The sequence below is a fragment of the Hyphomonas jannaschiana VP2 genome (assembly GCF_000685215.1).
GTDB lineage: Bacteria > Pseudomonadota > Alphaproteobacteria > Caulobacterales > Hyphomonadaceae > Hyphomonas > Hyphomonas jannaschiana.
In genome coordinates this window covers 1-15,646 of sequence record NZ_ARYJ01000013.1, presented here as the reverse complement: position 1 = coordinate 15,646, position 15,646 = coordinate 1, and the positions used below count along the sequence as shown (strand labels likewise).

Annotated in this window: 15 protein-coding genes; 9 read left to right on the top strand and 6 right to left on the bottom strand. The window is 62.7% G+C overall.

From position 1 onward, the window contains the following. The first annotated feature begins 73 nt into the window (after nt 1–73). Nucleotides 74–727: a TetR/AcrR family transcriptional regulator gene (locus HJA_RS15335; RefSeq protein ID WP_035583833.1), complete on the top strand. Its 654-nt coding sequence runs from the start codon at nt 74–76 to the stop codon at nt 725–727. 154 nt (nt 728–881) lie between these two features. Continuing rightward, nucleotides 882–1,541 carry a TetR/AcrR family transcriptional regulator gene (locus HJA_RS18200; RefSeq protein ID WP_155840043.1) on the top strand — a complete coding sequence of 220 codons (660 nt, stop codon included), beginning with the start codon at nt 882–884 and terminating at the stop codon, nt 1,539–1,541. A gap of 18 nt (nt 1,542–1,559) precedes the next feature. Here HJA_RS18200 and HJA_RS15325 read toward each other — a convergent pair whose 3' ends face one another. The 4 genes from HJA_RS15325 to rsmI all read right to left on the bottom strand — a co-directional run bounded on the left by HJA_RS15325 (nt 1,560) and on the right by rsmI (nt 5,296). Next, the gene (locus tag HJA_RS15325) at nt 1,560–2,708 is read right to left on the bottom strand and encodes an acyl-CoA dehydrogenase family protein (protein ID WP_081814755.1); all 1,149 of its coding nucleotides are present in this window, start codon (nt 2,706–2,708) and stop codon (nt 1,560–1,562) included. Nucleotides 2,709–2,815: 107 nt separating this feature from the next. After that, a complete protein-coding gene (locus HJA_RS15320; RefSeq protein WP_035583831.1) occupies nt 2,816–3,877 on the bottom strand; it encodes a GGDEF domain-containing protein in 1,062 nt (353 codons plus the stop codon). Between the two features lie 218 nt (nt 3,878–4,095). Then, nucleotides 4,096–4,467 (bottom strand): YraN family protein, encoded by a 372-nt coding sequence (locus HJA_RS15315; protein WP_035583829.1) that lies wholly within the window; start codon nt 4,465–4,467, stop codon nt 4,096–4,098. Next, complete coding sequence (gene rsmI / locus HJA_RS15310; protein ID WP_035583827.1) at nt 4,460–5,296, bottom strand: 16S rRNA (cytidine(1402)-2'-O)-methyltransferase; 837 nt, start codon at nt 5,294–5,296, stop codon at nt 4,460–4,462. Before rsmI ends, HJA_RS15315 begins: the two co-directional genes overlap by 8 nt. Nucleotides 5,297–5,397: 101 nt before the next feature. Between rsmI and HJA_RS15305 the strand changes: the two genes are divergently transcribed. The 5 genes from HJA_RS15305 to HJA_RS15285 all read left to right on the top strand — a co-directional run bounded on the left by HJA_RS15305 (nt 5,398) and on the right by HJA_RS15285 (nt 10,889). Further along, entirely contained in the window at nt 5,398–6,699 is a 1,302-nt protein-coding gene (locus tag HJA_RS15305; protein WP_162177079.1) for a penicillin-binding protein activator, read from the top strand. Between the two features lie 136 nt (nt 6,700–6,835). Further along, nucleotides 6,836–7,996, top strand: a complete 1,161-nt coding sequence (gene dnaJ, locus HJA_RS15300; RefSeq protein WP_035583825.1) for a molecular chaperone DnaJ — start codon at nt 6,836–6,838, stop codon at nt 7,994–7,996. Then, nucleotides 7,997–8,488, top strand: coding sequence for a hypothetical protein (locus HJA_RS15295; RefSeq protein ID WP_035583823.1), 492 nt, complete (start codon nt 7,997–7,999; stop codon nt 8,486–8,488). Nucleotides 8,489–8,598: 110 nt separating this feature from the next. Further along, complete coding sequence (locus tag HJA_RS15290) at nt 8,599–10,473, top strand: ankyrin repeat domain-containing protein (RefSeq protein WP_035583821.1); 1,875 nt, start codon at nt 8,599–8,601, stop codon at nt 10,471–10,473. A gap of 53 nt (nt 10,474–10,526) precedes the next feature. Further along, nucleotides 10,527–10,889, top strand: coding sequence for a SpoIIAA family protein (locus HJA_RS15285; protein ID WP_035583819.1), 363 nt, complete (start codon nt 10,527–10,529; stop codon nt 10,887–10,889). Nucleotides 10,890–10,891: 2 nt separating this feature from the next. On the opposite strand, the gene HJA_RS15280 is transcribed toward HJA_RS15285, so the two are convergent. Continuing rightward, nucleotides 10,892–11,509, bottom strand: a complete 618-nt coding sequence (locus HJA_RS15280; protein ID WP_081814753.1) for a helix-turn-helix domain-containing protein — start codon at nt 11,507–11,509, stop codon at nt 10,892–10,894. Nucleotides 11,510–11,689: 180 nt separating this feature from the next. Here HJA_RS15280 and HJA_RS15275 point away from each other — a divergent pair, with 180 nt between their 5' ends. Further along, nucleotides 11,690–13,639: a TonB-dependent receptor plug domain-containing protein gene (locus tag HJA_RS15275; protein ID WP_035583815.1), complete on the top strand. Its 1,950-nt coding sequence runs from the start codon at nt 11,690–11,692 to the stop codon at nt 13,637–13,639. A gap of 10 nt (nt 13,640–13,649) precedes the next feature. After that, nucleotides 13,650–14,612 carry a glycerophosphodiester phosphodiesterase family protein gene (locus HJA_RS15270; RefSeq protein ID WP_051597765.1) on the top strand — a complete coding sequence of 321 codons (963 nt, stop codon included), beginning with the start codon at nt 13,650–13,652 and terminating at the stop codon, nt 14,610–14,612. A gap of 4 nt (nt 14,613–14,616) precedes the next feature. Here HJA_RS15270 and HJA_RS15265 read toward each other — a convergent pair whose 3' ends face one another. Then, nucleotides 14,617–15,540, bottom strand: coding sequence for an alpha/beta hydrolase family protein (locus tag HJA_RS15265; protein WP_162177078.1), 924 nt, complete (start codon nt 15,538–15,540; stop codon nt 14,617–14,619). Nucleotides 15,541–15,646 lie beyond the last annotated feature (106 nt).

Genomic DNA, 15,646 nt, shown 5'->3' with positions numbered 1-15,646 from the left:
GTGTTCGAGCCATAAATGACTAACGGTTACTTAGGTGCTTTTCAATCAGTCGGATTCAATCTAAGGGGGTTGGATGAATATCAGAGAAGATTTTCTGCGCCCCCGGACCGAACGGGAGAATGCTGTCCGCCGGACAACGATCCTCGAAGCGGCGGAAGCCTTGCTGCTTGAATCGCACAATCAAAGGTTTTCCATTTCCAATGTGGCCAAACGGGTCGGCGTGTCGCAGAGCACGATCTTCCTGCATTTCCGCAACCGGGAAGAATTGTTGACCTCGCTTTATACGCGGGTCGGGCAAAATTTCTTCACAACCTTCCTCAGCCGTCTCCATGAGGGCATCTCCGACGAGGCCTTTTGTGAGGCCTTTATCGACACCGCGCTGGAATTCCCAGGCTTCCGCATCATGCGCCCGATGATCATGCGCGTTGTGGAGGAAAGCCTCAATCAGGACTATATCAACGAGGCGATCAAAGAGATCTTTCGGTACCGGACTTCCACTGCCGACCAGGTTGAGGAACTCCTGCATCTGAAACCCGGGCAGGGGCGCCGGTTGATGAAGGCGCTCGTCAACCTGATGTGCGGCTCGATCCAGGCGGATATAAAGAGGCTTCTTGCGATGGATGACGGCCAGTCTGAGGAAGTGACCAGCGCCATCAGAAGCTTCGATTTCCGGGCATCATTCCTGGATGGGGCCCATCTTCTAATGACCGGAATTCGCAATATTTAGTACACAAACGAAAATGTGACATTGCTGTCACGCGCTCTGTGTATACACTCGTCCAATATTGAAGAATCATTTTTATCTGGACGGGTGGGGTCCGGGCCGCTGCGCTGTGCAGGCAAGCAGCCTTCTCCTGCCTGCGGACCTGAAAGAGGCCCATATGGCTATTCGCGAAGACTTCCGGCGTGCGCGGTCGGAATCTGAGAAAGAAGCGCGCCGTAACGAAATTCTCGATGCAGCAGAGGCGCTCCTGCTGGAATCCGGCAATGAGCGTTTCGCCATTGCGGCGCTTGCCGACAATGTTGGCGTCTCCAAGAGCACGATCTTCCTGTATTTCGCCAACAAGGAAGAACTGCTTCTGGCGCTCTATGAGCGGGCCTTCATCCGCACTTTTACGCAGCTTGGCGAACGGCTTGAGCCGGGCATGTCGGGCAGGGCTTTCTGTGAGGCCTTCATCGACAGCCTGGTCGATCATCCCGCCATGCTGATCTTGCGGGCCTATCTGGCGCAGACGATTGAACGCAACGTTGCGCTGGAGTCGCTGGTCTCCACAAAGACACGTCTGTTCGAGCATGGGTCTGCCATATCTGAAAAGCTCGAACGGGTGATGGAGCTGGAACCGGGCTGGGGCGTGCGTATGCTGATGGCGTTGGTAAACCTGACCTCCGGCGCGGTGCAGGCGGACTCGCTGCCCTATATCGATGCCGATATGCTGCCCGAGGAACTGGCCGACTTCATGCACACCGCATCGTTCCGCAACATCGTGCTCAGCGGGGCCGAACTCATCTTCCGCGGCGCAACAGGCCGGCCGTTCGACTGACGCCGCACGCGCATCGGCTCAGGGACAGCCAATCGCCCTGGCCAGAATGTTCCGGTGTACTTCGCTGGTGCCGGAATAGATCGTCGCGGCCCGTGTCGCGAGGTATTTCGCCTGGGCGAAATCACTGAAGGGGGCGGCCTCAAGCGCCGCCTCTGTGATGGCCTGGTGCAGTTCCGTCGCCAGCAGTTTCGTCTGGGATGAGGCAGGCCCGCCGTCCAGCGTGACGAGGCCATTCTTGGTGCGCATGTCCAGCGCTTCCAGCGTGTCGATCCGCAGGTCGAGGTCCGCAAAGCGCATCTGCAGGGAAGGTGTCAGCGGACCGGCTTCCGCCGCACACCGACGCGCCGCCCGCATGGCCCGGCGCAGGAGGCCCGTGGTCGTATTGTTGCCGCGGGCAATCGCCATCAGTTGTTTGGCGGCCTTCCAGCCTTCGCCGATCTCGCCGATCCGGTCTGCTGCCGGGGTACGCACACCATTGAAGAAGACTTCATTGGTTTCGTACTCGCCATCGATAAACCGGATCGGGCGTACGTCGATACCGGGCCGGTCCATCTCGACCAGCAGGAAGACGAGGCCCTTGCCGCCATGCGTGCCCGGATCACAGCGCGCCAGCAGGAACATATGCGTCGCGTACTGCGCAAAGCTGGTCCAGACCTTGCTGCCCGTCAGGATGAAATCGTCCCCGTCACGTTCTGCTTTCAGGGAGAGCGCGGACAGGTCAGACCCCGCCTGCGGTTCGGAGAAGCCCTGGCACCATTCATGTTCGCCATTCAGGATGGCGGGCAGGTAATGCGCCTTCTGTGCGGGCGTGCCGGCCTCCATGATCAGGGGGCCGATTGTCCGGACGCCTGAATTCATCAGGATCGGCGCATCGCGCGCCGCCGAGGCATTCTCGAAATAGATGCGCTGTTCGGTGTTCCAGCCCGCGCCGCCATATTCCACCGGCCAGGTCGGAGCGTACCAGCCGCGTGCGTTCAGCTTTTCCCGCCAGGCTCGGCAGGCTTCGGCATCCGATTTCAGCCCCGTCGTCCGGCGGCCAGCGGCACGCAGGTCTTCGGTCAGCTCCTTGTCGAGAAATTCGTCCACTCCGGCGCAGAATTTATCCCACTCACGCCCATCCTCACGAGTATGAGCCGACAATTCTTCGAGGTAAAAGCTGCCATCCATGATGCACTCCCTCCACCGGAGCGGACACATCATTACCGCTCATGGCGGCCGGATCAGCAATCAGGGAAACTACGTGGGTGACGGAGGGGGAAGCGGGACGATCGGCCTCAGAAGCCCTTGGCTTTCACCCGGTCGCGGCCTGAATTCTTGGCTTCGTAGAGATAATGGTCGGCTCTCTCGATCATGTCGCGTGGCGTCATGCCCGGTTCGAAGCGGACGAGGCCGAACGATGCTGTCACATCCTTGATGGACTTCAGCGTGCCTTCCACCGGCGTTTCTGTATTCTTGAACGTGTACTTGATCTTCACGAGCAGGTTATAGGCCGAGAACAGGTCCGTCTCCGGAAGGATGATCGCGAACTCTTCCCCGCCATAACGGGCGACCATGTCCTGGCCCTTGATGTTCTGCGTCACGACGGATGCGAATTGTTGAAGCACCGCATCACCGACCTGGTGGCCATAGGTGTCGTTGACGCTTTTGAAATGGTCGATGTCGGCCATGGCAAGGCAGAGATTCTCGCCTGTCTCCGCGGCCGCGCGGATTTCGCGTTCCAGCCGTTCGTCGAAGGCGCGGCGGTTCGCGACGGAGGTCAGCGGGTCGCGCCGGCACTGGGTCTGCACTTCCTCCAGTTCCTGATTGAGCTTGGCAATCTGGTTCTGGGAATCCGTCAGGCCCTGGTTCAGCTCGCGCGCGGTCCGGGCCATGCGATGATTGTCTTCCATCAGGGTGGACACCAGCGAGGCCAGATGCTCTGCAGATGCGGCTCCGGGCAGGGCGCTGTTGGCCTTGTCCAGCGAGGCGCCGAATTCGTCGCTGTTCTGAACACCCTGCTGGATGATCTTCATGACCTCATCGATTTCCTTCTCGATGGCCATGCCGATGGAGTGACGCGCGGAAACAACGGCAGGTTCCTCGGTCAGCAGTTCCCGGAAAATTGAGCTGATGTCGAAAGGCGTCAGGGTGCCATGTTCGGCAATTGCGCTGTCCACCCGTTCGATCACGCGCGGGTCAGCGGCCTCTACATAGGCATACCAGATAGCATAGGTCTTGGGATCCGGCGGGGTACGGTGCTTCTTGATCAGGTCGAACGCGCGCTGCGCATTCTGGAATACCTGCTTCAGACCCGAGGCTGGTGCAGCCTCTTTTCGCATCGCAACAGCAGCGTCCATGGCCAAAGGCCTCCCTCACAACTCAACTCTCCAACCGGCCTCGTCATTAGAGGAATTGGTTTGATTGACGGTTAACGGGAAGTGGCTGCAAAGCCTTATTTTCTGGAAGAATTCTATTGTCAGTGGTCTGAACCACTGCGCCGCGCGCCGGTCAGTTCGCACATGATTTTTTCCGATTGGTTGAAGCGGCAATCGTCCTGATTAAACTTTGCTTCGTGTCACGCCAGGCCGGGCCGCCATGCATCCTGTATATGTTGCGGCAGTTTGCGGGGCGCGAGCGCGATCAGGTCATACCGCCAGCCATAATCTGAAAGTGCAGGGTGGCGGGCCATCCAGAACTCTGCCGCCCGCGCGATGCGTTGCCAGCTGGCAGGTGTGACGGCGCCTGCGGCAATTTGAACTTCGGCCCGGTATTTCACCTCCACGAAGGCGACGAGCCTGCCGCGCTTTGCGATCAGGTCCACTTCGCCCATGGGCGTGCGCACCCGCTGGCCCAGAATGCGATAGCCCTTGGCCTGAAGGTAAAGTGCGGCGAGCCATTCGCCCTTGCGGCCACGCTTCTCCGCAGCTTGCCGTTTGCCCTCAGCCATCGGCCTTGATCTGCAGGGCGCGCTGATAGACTTCCCGCTTTGGCAGGCCGAGCGCGTCGGCCACCGCATTGGCGGCGGCCTTGGTGGGCTGGTCGGCGAGGGCTTCGCGCAGGGCCGCATCGAGGCGGGCGGGCGTGACGGCCTCCTCCAGCGGCGGACCGGCCAGCACGACAATCTCGCCCTTTGGCCCGCCTGCTTCGGCATAGTGCGCGGCGAGGTCCGCCAGCGTGCCGCGCCGGGTTTCCTCGAACAGCTTGGTCAGCTCCCGCGCCACGGCGCCCTGCCGCCCGGCCCCCAGCACACTGGCCATGTCCGCCAGCGTATCGGCGAGGCGCGGACCGCTCTCATAGAAGATGAGCGTCGCCGGAACACTCTTCAGGCTTTCGAGGCTTTGCGTCCGGGCACCTTGTTTTGGCGGCAGAAATCCGGCGAAGCAGAACCGGTCGCTCGGCAGGCCGCTCGCCACCAGCCCGGCCAGCATGGCCGAGGCGCCCGGGATCGGGAAGACGCGGTGGCCGGCCTCCAGCGCTTCATGCGCCAGCTTCCAGCCGGGATCGGACACCAGCGGCGTGCCCGCATCGGAGACCAGCGCGATCCGCGCGCCTTCACTCAGCTTGCGCAGGAGTTCCGGTCTCCGTTCCGCCCCATTGTGGTCATGGTAAGGGCTGAGGCGGGCCTTAACTCCATAGGCGGACAGGAGTTTCCCCGCCACGCGCGTGTCTTCGGCCAGCACTTCATCGGCTGCTGCCAGCACGTCCAGCGCGCGGAGCGTAATGTCCCGCAGGTTGCCGATCGGCGTGGAGACGACATAGAGGCCAGGCTGAAGCACTTGGGGCGGTTGCCCGTCCGGCCCGGCCCCCCTAGAGTCGCGCCAGCCGGGAATCGTCTGCGCGCCGGATGCTTCAGGAGATGTTTCAGGAGATGACATTGATGCAACCATTGCTCAGGACGATTAAAGCGCCAAGCTTTCTTCTCATAGGTTTCCTGTTCGCCACCGCCTGTGCCAGCGCACCGGCCCGTCCGCCAGTCCAGATCGGCACCGGCACTCCGCGGGTTGAACCCATCACCGGCCCGGTCGAGCAGCCGGAAGAGGGCGTTGACGTCACCGAGCTGGGCGAGCCGGAAGACCTGACCCAGGTGCGCGGCGATGGCGGCCTGACGCCAGCCTTCATGGAGGGGCGCAAGATCAAGCGCGCCGCCGTGCTGCTGCCGTTCTCGCACCCGAACGCCCAGGTCCGCGCCGAAGCCGAGAGCATGCTGGCCGGGATCGAGCTGGCCCTGTTCCAGTATGCCGGGGATGACTTCCTGATCATCCCGAAAGACACCGCCGGCAAGACATCCGTCACCGAAGCCCGCCTCGACGAGGCGGTGCAGGAGAAGGCGAATGTCGTGCTCGGTCCGCTGTTCGGCGCCAATGTGAAAGCCATCACAGAGCGTGCGCAGGACAAGAAGATCCCCGTCATTGCCTTTTCGAACGACCGCACGGCGGCGGGCGGCGGGGCCTATCTCGCCTCGATCTCGCCGGAGGAAGAAGTCCGCCGCATGGTCGAATATGCCGCTGCGAACGGCATCTACAGCTTCGTCTTCCTCGGTCCGCAATCGGCCTATGGCCGCCAGATCGAGACGGCCCTGCGCACCGAAGCCTTCAATGTCGGCGGCACGGTGCTGACCTCGGCCTTCTACATGCCGGAAACCGGCGCGACGGAAGCGGCCCGGTCGGTCTCCGGTATCCTGAAATCCGAAATCGCCACGCGGCCCCGCAACAAGGTGGCCGTGATGATCCCGGAGCGCGGCGTGAACCTGCTCTCCATCGCGCCGCTGCTGCCTTATAATGGTGTGGACATGACTCACATCACCCTGATGGGCACGAGCCTCTGGGGCGATCAATCCATCTGGCGCGAGCCAACGCTGGACGGCGCCGTCTACCCCGCACCCGATCCGGACAATCTCACCACCTTCCGCGAAGCCTATCGCCGCATCTATGGCAAGACGCCGACAGACCTCGCCGCCGTCGCCTATGACGCGGCCGCCGTCGCCGTGCGCCTCGCCGCCGAAGACAACCTCAAATACAATGGCGTGACAGACCCCGACGGCTTCTTCGGCGTCAACGGCCTGTTCCGCTTCCGCCTGGATGGCACCAGCCAGCGCGGCCTCGCCGTGATGCAGATCCGCCCCACCGGCGCGGAGATGATCGAGAAGGGCGCCAGCCAGTTTGGCCCGGGGCCCAGCTGATCCAGACAATCCGTCAGGCAGTTTGACGGGGAACCCCACGTCAACTGCCTGCATCCCTCCCTTGCACGTGTGTAATTCGCGCCCCACATGACGCGTCAGGGCACAGGACTAGAGAGAAACGGCGAGCCATCTATCCATGAGCAAGCGCGATTATTACGAGGTTCTTGGCGTCTCACGCGATGTCGATGAGAAGGCGCTGAAATCCGCCTACCGCAAGCTGGCCATGAAATATCACCCGGACCAGAATCCGGGCGACAAGGAAGCCGAAGACAAGTTCAAGGAAGTCGGCGAGGCCTATGCGATCCTCTCCGATGCGCAGAAGCGCGCGGCCTATGACCAGTTCGGCCACAGCGCCTTCGAAAACGGCATGGGCGGAGGCGGCGGCAATCCGTTCGGCGCCGGCGTTCACCCCGAAGACATTTTCCAGGACCTGTTCAGCCAGGTGTTCGGCGCAGGCGGGTTCGGCGGCGGCCGTCGCCGTGGCGGCCCGCAACGCGGCGCAGACCTGCGCTACGATCTCGAAATCACGCTGGCCGAAGCTTTCTCCGGCAAGGACGAAACCATTCACGTGCCCCAGGCCGTCGACTGCAAGACCTGCGAAGGGTCTGGCGCCGCGCCGGGCACCGAGCCTGAAACCTGCGACACCTGCGGCGGCGCAGGCCGTGTGCGCGCCCAGCAGGGCTTCTTCACGATGGAACGCACCTGCCCGCGCTGCAACGGCAAGGGCAAGACCATCAAGAAGCCGTGCAAGGATTGCGGCGGGGCTGGCCAGGTGCGCGAAGAGCGCAAGCTGAACGTGAAGATCCCGGCCGGTGTCGAAAGCGGCATGCGCATCCGCCTGGCGGGCGAAGGCGAAGCCGGCGCCAATGGCGGCGGCAAGGGCGACCTCTACATCTTCGTCGATGTCGTCGAGCATGACATTTTCGAACGCGACGGGCCGAACCTCTACTGCCGCGCGCCGGTGCCGATGGTGACGGCAGCGCTTGGCGGCGAGATCGAGATCCCGACCATCGATGGCGGCCGCGCCCGCGTCGTGGTGCCGGAAGGTGCCCAGACCGGCCGCAAGCTGCGCCTCCGCGGCAAGGGCATGCCGTCGGTCCGCCAGTCCGGTCATACGGGCGACCTGTTCGTCGAGATGTTCGTGGAAACTCCGCGCAACCTGACCCCCCGCCAGAAGGACATCCTGCGCGAATTCTGCGACTGCTCCGGCGCCGACTGCCACCCGGAAAGCGAAGGCTTCCTCGGCCGCATCAAACGCTTCTGGAACGGCGACCACGAAGAAGACCGCCCGAACTAGATGAGACGCGGCGCTTTGTTTTTGGGCGTGGCGGCTGTCATCCTTGCGATCATGTTTTTGGGCCCGGTCGATTACGGCCTGCGCTACGCTCACTACAAGACTTTGACCAAACAGGAGCTGGTGTCTGGCGCCGGGATATATATTCAGAATCGTACGAACGGGCGTCAGCTCGCGTGTTTGTATGCTGTCGCATGTGATGGTGAAAAGGCCCGCCTTGTACTGATAGACGATCCGGACGCATGGAATTTCGACGAAGCCAAACGAAGTGTCTGGCGTCGTCGGTTCGATGATTTCTGTCCGGGACGCACCACCAATTTCGGATTGCAGCTTGTTCCAATGGAGGGGGCTGAACCTGCCACCCAGAGCATGGCTCTGGCGCGGTGGAGCTTCGGCAATGATCGGTTCATTCCGCGCCTCGGTAGGTTCCAAAGCGGCTCCTTCAGCGATCAGCCATGGGAGGAGTGTACACCTGAAAAGGCATTGCGGTTCTGAGTTTCTCACATGGCCGCGAGTTCATTTGCCTTCAAAATGAACTGTCCATTTTGGATTGCTGACACATTCTCCGTTTAAGGGAGTGTGAGAGCAGGCAGGATGGACTTGAGATGAAGACGCAAAAAGGCGCGCTGATCGCCGGGCTTCTGGCACTCACCGCATGCGCGCATGGCGCCGCCGAACCGGAACCGCCCCCGCGCGAAACCGGTTGGAACGTCGCGCCTTTCCGCCCGCACCTCATCCGCAATGAGACGCCAGACCTCTGCGAACCCGTGACCGCCGCCTGGACCAATCTGTTCGACGCCGCGGGGCGGCTGGACTCCGCCGATCTCGACCTGTCCGGTGTTCCGCATGAGGCCACTTTCGCGTTCCCGGAAACGGTGAGAAGCGGGCGGGCGGCGCGGAGTCAGTCGCTTTATTACAAGACCTTCGAGGCTCGTCATGACATAGACGGCGACGGCGACGAGGAAGTGCTTTTCCTCGTGTCCAACGATGCTGGCTGGCGGTATCTCGGCGGGAGCCTCTATCTGTTCGACACGGTCGCCGAGTTTGACGCCATGCGCGTTCAATACCCGGAGCGCTATGGGGAGATCAGCTCCACCTACCACTGGAACGAACTCGCGGCTGAGGTGACGGGCGAGCCGGTCGCGACATTCGGCCGGGTCCACCGGGTCCAGCTGTTTCTGCAGGAAGGCGCGCTCTATACCGTCTCGGACGGGCGGGGCGTTTCGAGGGGGCAGGACAGCAAACGCGAAACCTTACGTCGCGTCTGGCCCGCTGAAGAGGCTGAAACCGTCTGCGAAATACAAATTCGTCCGGAGCCGGAGCAGTTCGAACCCTTCATTTCCGCGTCACCCTTCTATCAGGCGCTCAAGGCCATGTATGCGGGGCCAGAGCAAGGCGGCATGTGCTACGGTACGCTGGGCTGGACCGGTGTTCCGCCCGAGGCCATCCTGCCCGACCTGTTCTACCGTCCGCAGGCCTGGCCGGAACCGAATGGCCGGTTCGGACCCGAGGACGAGCCGCAGGATGATGTCGCCCGCCAGCTCCGCCCGCTGAGCTGGGGCGCCACTGACCCGTTTAGCTGGCAGGTCTACCTGTCCCTCCGGCAGGATCAGCCGGACTTCCTCCGTCGTATGGAAGAATACTATACCGAGCGGTTTGCCATGCCGCCTGAGGAGGCGAAGACCGCAGCGCTTCAGGCCTGGCGGGCGCTGGTGGACCGTATCTTCTATGCACGCAACAACGACATGTTGCTGGCCTTCCTTGCGACCCAGCCGATGAACTGGGACAATCCTGTCGACTTCCCCTTTGGGGCCTCGCCGAATGAGATGCTGGACGCGGTCGAAGCTGCTCTCAAGCAACCAGAGGCGCTGAATAACATTACGCCATGGTGGCACGGAGCAATCTGGGCCCGTCAAATCTCTGCGGCCATCCTTGCGGGCGAGCCGGTGGAAGACATCCGGGATCTGTACAGGGCCTATGTCGGCACGTATCTGCCGCCTGCTGATCCGTCCAAACCCAAACGGTATGAACGGGACATTGCCCGCCTGCACGCCAATGTTCTGGCCGCCGCATCTGTCCGGCCGGACGTGCTCGGGATCCTGCCGGAGCTTGGTGTCCCGCTGGACCGGTCCACGAACCGTTTCGGCAAGACGGCGCTGATGTATGCAGCGCAGCTGGACATGCCAGACTCCGTACGGGTGTTGCTGGATGCGGGCGTTGATATGAACCAGCGCACGCAAAGTGTTCCGGAAGGAGAGCGTTATCGCACCTGCGGAAAATTGCAGCGTGACCACCGAACGGCACTCATGTACGCCGCCGAGAATGCTTCGGAGGAACTGATCTTACTGCTGCTCGATGCCGGGGCCGATCCGGCCGCACAAGATACCGAAGGCAACACGGCCAGCTGGTATCTCGCCCGCAACACGAAGCTAGGTGACGATGCCCGGACCCGTCTGGAAACGCGTCTCGCCGTCGAATGAACATGGCCGCGAGTTCATTTGCCTGACGGGCAGGGCGTGCCCATCTGAAGGCCATGTTCAAGCGCATCCCTTCCGCCCCGCCCGGGATCGTCGCCTTCGAAGCCGAGGGTGAGATCACCGATTCCGATTACAAGACGATCCTGATCCCCGCGGTGGAGACCGCGAAGGAGGCGCTCGGCAAGGTGCGCGTCCTGCTCCGCTTCGGCCCGGCCTTCAAAGGCTACAGCGCCCACGCCATGCTGGACGACACGATGCTGGGCCTCTCCCACTGGAATGATTTCGAACGCCTCGCCGTCGTCACCGATGTCGACTGGATCGCCCATGGCGTCCGCCTCTTCGGCCCGCTTATCCCGGCGAAGACCCGTATCTTTCCGGCCGGAGACACAGAGGCCGCCCTTGACTGGGTGAGCGCGTAAGCTCAGCCCAGCGCGTCATAGGGAATGGAGAGGAGCGGGCCGCCCATCTGGCGCAGCTCGGTCAGATATTCCGCCTCGCTCAGGCGCCGCAATTCGCACAGGCACCAGATTTCGCCGGATGCGGAAATATGCGGCGTGTCCATGCCGCGGAAATAGACCGGGCCGCCGGGCGACTGGATACGGTTCAGCGACACAGTCATTGCAAGATCGCCGGAAAAGATGCCGGAGCGTTCCCAGGCGTGCATCTGCTCGTCCGCCTCATCGCCGAACCGGCCATAGAGGCTGGTGCCCGGGCCGAGGCCGTCGGCTGAGACTTCTGCGGCGGCGGCCCGGCTGACCTCCACGAATACGGCGCCCTGACGCAGCAGTGTGGCAGGCCAGGAAGACATCTGAACACGGAGTTTCGTCAGCGCGTCCAGCCGGCTGGTTGTGGTCTGGCGCATCATGTCCCGCATCTGGCGCCGGTGGCGGACGCCGGGCAGGTCTTTTCCGCGTTCCCAGCGGGAAATGGTTGTCTGGTCCACCGAAAGGCGCTCGGCCAGAACGCGCTGGGACAGGCCAAGGTCCTGGCGCAGGCCGGTCACCATTCTGGCCCAGTTTGTGGAAGGGAGCGTGTCCATTTCCGGTCTCGCTGGATTGGGGTGAAGTGTGACGGTTTTCCTATAGCGCGGGACATGTGCGTTTTTGTGACGTCAGGTGTTTTGAGGCGCTGCGGTGACAGATTCTTCAAATAAACGCGAAAACCATGTCACACCGCCGGGATAGTGCCGCCTTCAGATTATCTGACGCGGGGTTCTGTCATGTCCAAATTTCCCTTTCGCACCTCTCTTTTCTGCGCCATCTCGGCGGCTGCCCTCTCGCAGGGGCTTGCCCATGCGGAGGAGGATGAGGCCCTCAAGATGGACCAGGTGGTCGTTTCCGCCTCGCGCGCCGCTGTGCCGGTGAACCAGCTGGGCGATGCGATCAGCGTTCTCGATGCCGAGACGATCGAGCTGCAGCAGCTGACCACGCTGGACGATGCGCTGGAGCGCACGCCCGGTGTCTCGATCACGCGGTCGGGCGGGGTCGGCCAGAACACACAGGTCCGCATGCGCGGGTTCACCAGCAAGCACGTTCTGGTGCTGATCGATGGGGTGAAGGTCAACAACCCGTCCGAAGGCGACAACCAGTTTGGGATCGACCACCTATTCCTCGACAATATCGAGAAGGTGGAAGTGCTGCGCGGGCCGCAGTCCGGCGTCTACGGCGCCGATGCCGTGGCCGGTGTCATCAACGTTGTGACCAAGCGCCCGGAAGGTCCGCTGCAGGTGCGCGGCTCTGCCATGGTCGGCGAGAACGACACCTATGAAGTCAGCGCCGGGGTTCAGAAGGGCGAAGAACGCTACGGCTTCTCCGGCACGGTCTCCTATTTCGATACGGCAGGCATTTCGCTTGCCAGCCGCCCGCCGGGCAACACGGAGCGGGACGGCTACGAGAACTTCACCGCCCAGCTGCGGGGCGAATACCGTCCGACGGCGGATACCGAACTCAGCGGCTGGCTGCGCTACACCGACGCCATGAACGAGATCGACGAAGGCTCGCTGCCGGCGGACAACCCGCTCGGCCTGCCGGGCTATATCTTCCAGGACTCCGAAGGTGAAGTGCAGAGCGAGCAGCTGTTCGGCGCCCTCAAGGGCGAGTGGACAACGCTTGGCGGGAAGCTGACGCATACCGCGCAGCTCTCCTATGTCGACCTGCAGGGCCTCTACAAGACACCCACCGCGGAGCAGGACTCAGAAGGCGAGACGCTGGAAGCCACCTATTACGCCACCTGGCGCCCGAACGGTGCGGTGACGCTGACCGGCGGGGCGGAATACCGCGACGAAAAGGCCGTGTTCGAACAGCCTGTCGGCTACGCCTATGCGCTGATCAATGACAGTATCTCCAACTCTGCCGTATTCGCCGAAGCCAATCTGGAAATGGCCGAAGGCTTCTTCCTGTCCGCCGCCGCGCGCTATGACGACAATGAGAAGTTCGGCGGCGAGTTCACCCATCGCCTGACGGCGGCCTATAACCTGCCCGATACGGTCAGCATTCCGGGCGTCGAGACCAAGCTGCGCATTTCCTATGGCGAAGGCGCCGAAGCGCCCGGCCTGCGCCAGATGCTCGGTTCGTCGGCGACCTTCCAGGGCAACCCGAACCTCAAGCCGGAATCGAGCTGGATGGCCGATGCCGGCATCGACCAGCGGCTGAAGAGTGGCAAGGCGTCCTGGAGCTTGACCCTATTCACCGGCGAGGCCGATGACGGCATCTTCTCCATCTACGATCCGGTGACGTTTGTCAGCACCCCGCAGAATATCGACAGCCCGGTCGAAATGAAGGGCGTCGAGGTGGATGCGGTCTATTCCCCGCTCGCCTGGCTCGATCTCAGCGGCGCCTATACCTATCTGGAAGCTGAGGAGAAGGCCGCGCGTACGCAGTTGTTCGGCCGTCCGAAGCATGAAGCCAGCGCCGCTGTGACCGTCCGCCCGATAGAGGATTTGTCGCTGACGGTCGATACCTACTGGCGCGACGAATTCTTCAGCGATTATCCGTCCACCTATGTCATGCCGGGCTATTCACTGTTCAACCTGTCGGCCGTCTGGAACATCAATGACACGGTGATTCTGTCGGCGCGCCTGCAGAATGCCGGTGACAAATTCTATGAAGAGAAACTGGGCGACGCCACCTATGGCCGCACCGGCCAGGTTCGTCTCACGGTCCGTTACTAGGGAGAATGCGATGCGCAAGACAGGTCTGACACTCCGCGCCGTTTCCGCAGCGGCTTTGCTGGCCGGATGTGCCACGGCGCCCCCGGCAACAGCAGACGCGCCTGCGGCTGCAGAGGCCATCTCTGAAACCTTCCTCCTCGTCGCGGACGCAGGCGGCATGCCGGTCTTCTTCAACTGCCTGCGGCAGCAGGATGCCATCCTGATCAGCGCGCACCGGGGCGGGCCTGTGCCGGGCTATCCCGAGAATGCGCTGGAAACCTTTCAGCATACGGTCAGTGAAATCCCGGCCCTGCTGGAAATCGACGTCCAGAAAAGTGCCGACGGCGTCATGGTCCTCATGCATGACGATACGCTGGAGCGGACCTCGACGGGTGAGGGCGAGGCCAGCCATCTCACACTGGCGGAGCTTCAGGCCCTCACGCTGAAGGACAATGAAGGCAACGCCACGTCTTTCCGTATCCCGACTCTGGATGCCGTTCTGGACTGGAGCGAAGGCCGCGCCATGTTCGCACTCGACCGCAAGGGCACGACCACCTATGAGGATCTGGTCAATGCGGTGGCGGAACATGACGCGTTCGGCCGGGTCATGTTCGCGACCTATTCGCTGGATGATGCCGCGCTGGTTGCCGGCCTGTCACAGAAGGCGATGATCGTGACGCCCGTCGAGAAGCTGGAAGACCTGCAAACGCTCCGCGTGTCCGGCGTGAACCTTGCCAACGTCCTCTCCTGGGGCGGCACGGAAGTGCCCCGGCCCGATTTCTATGCCGAGCTTGAAGCAAAGGGCGTGGAAAGCGCCTTCGCCACGCTCGGCTGGTGGACCGGGTCCTGGGACAGCCGCATCGACATGCTGAACGATGACACGCTCTATCGCCGCATCACGCGGGGCGCCCGCCTGCTTGCGACGGACCGGGGCCGGGAGGTCGCAAAAGTCCTGCCGGGTCTCTCCGCCGCGAAGGCCTGCACCCGGGGCTAGGCGCTTAGCGGCACGCCTCTGCCCAGTCGATCACGGTGCTGATCAGCTCGTCGCGCGACCATGAGAAGGAATGGTCGCCGGAGAGAACGACCCCCGTCGTGTCGATGGCCGGGTCGGCTTCATAGGCGGCGATCAGCGGTTGGATAATCGCGTCTGCCGGAACGGACGTGTCCTTGTCTCCGCCGACGACGAGAATGCGCTTGCCTTCCAGCTGCGGCGCGAGGCCCTGCAGGCTGAAGGCGTCCTCGTTGGTCTCGATCTCGGCCATGATCTTCTCGCCGGTCAGGCCGTGCAGCATCTGAAGGCTGTCGCTATAGGCCATGAAGCCGGCCTTGGCCTCCGGGCTCGCTTCAAAGGCCCCGGCCATGATGCCGATGTCTGCCGGGGCGATGCCCGCGGCGCAGCTGATTGCCTCATCGCGCGCGGCGGCCTGAAGTGAGGCAAAGCCCCCCATGGAGTGCCCCACAAGCACGATATGATCCGGATTGGTCCGGTACTGGTCCGCATGGGTGCGCAGGAAGTCCGCCGCGCTGGCCACATCCTCAATCACATGGGTGAGGGTATAGTCGCCCTCGCTGCCCCAGGCGCCGCGATAGTGGAAGAACAGCACATTCCACCCCGCCGCGCGCATGTCCTGCGCCAGGTCCAGATTCTTCTCATTGCCCGGAAAGCCGTGCAGCAGGACGACAGCAGGATGCGGCCCCGGCCCGTCCGCAACATAGACCAGCCCGTTCAGCCGGTCGCCATGGCTGTCGAAAGAAATCTCCTCGATGGCGGGCGGGAAGGCCTCGTCATAGGCAGGCGCGGCGACTTCTGCTTCTGCTTCCGGGGCCATCGGCGCGGCAAGCGGCGTTTCATCCGGCGCCGTCGCGCAGGCGGCCAGCAGGGCGGCGCCGGTCAGCGCGGCGAAAACTGATGCGTGTGTCATGATCATCCTCCCGAGGCGCAAACCTTACGCGGGAAGCAGGGCCGGGGAAAGAGCGCGGCCATTCCCCACCCTCAGCATGTCATCCCGGAAAGCCCGCAGGGCTTAT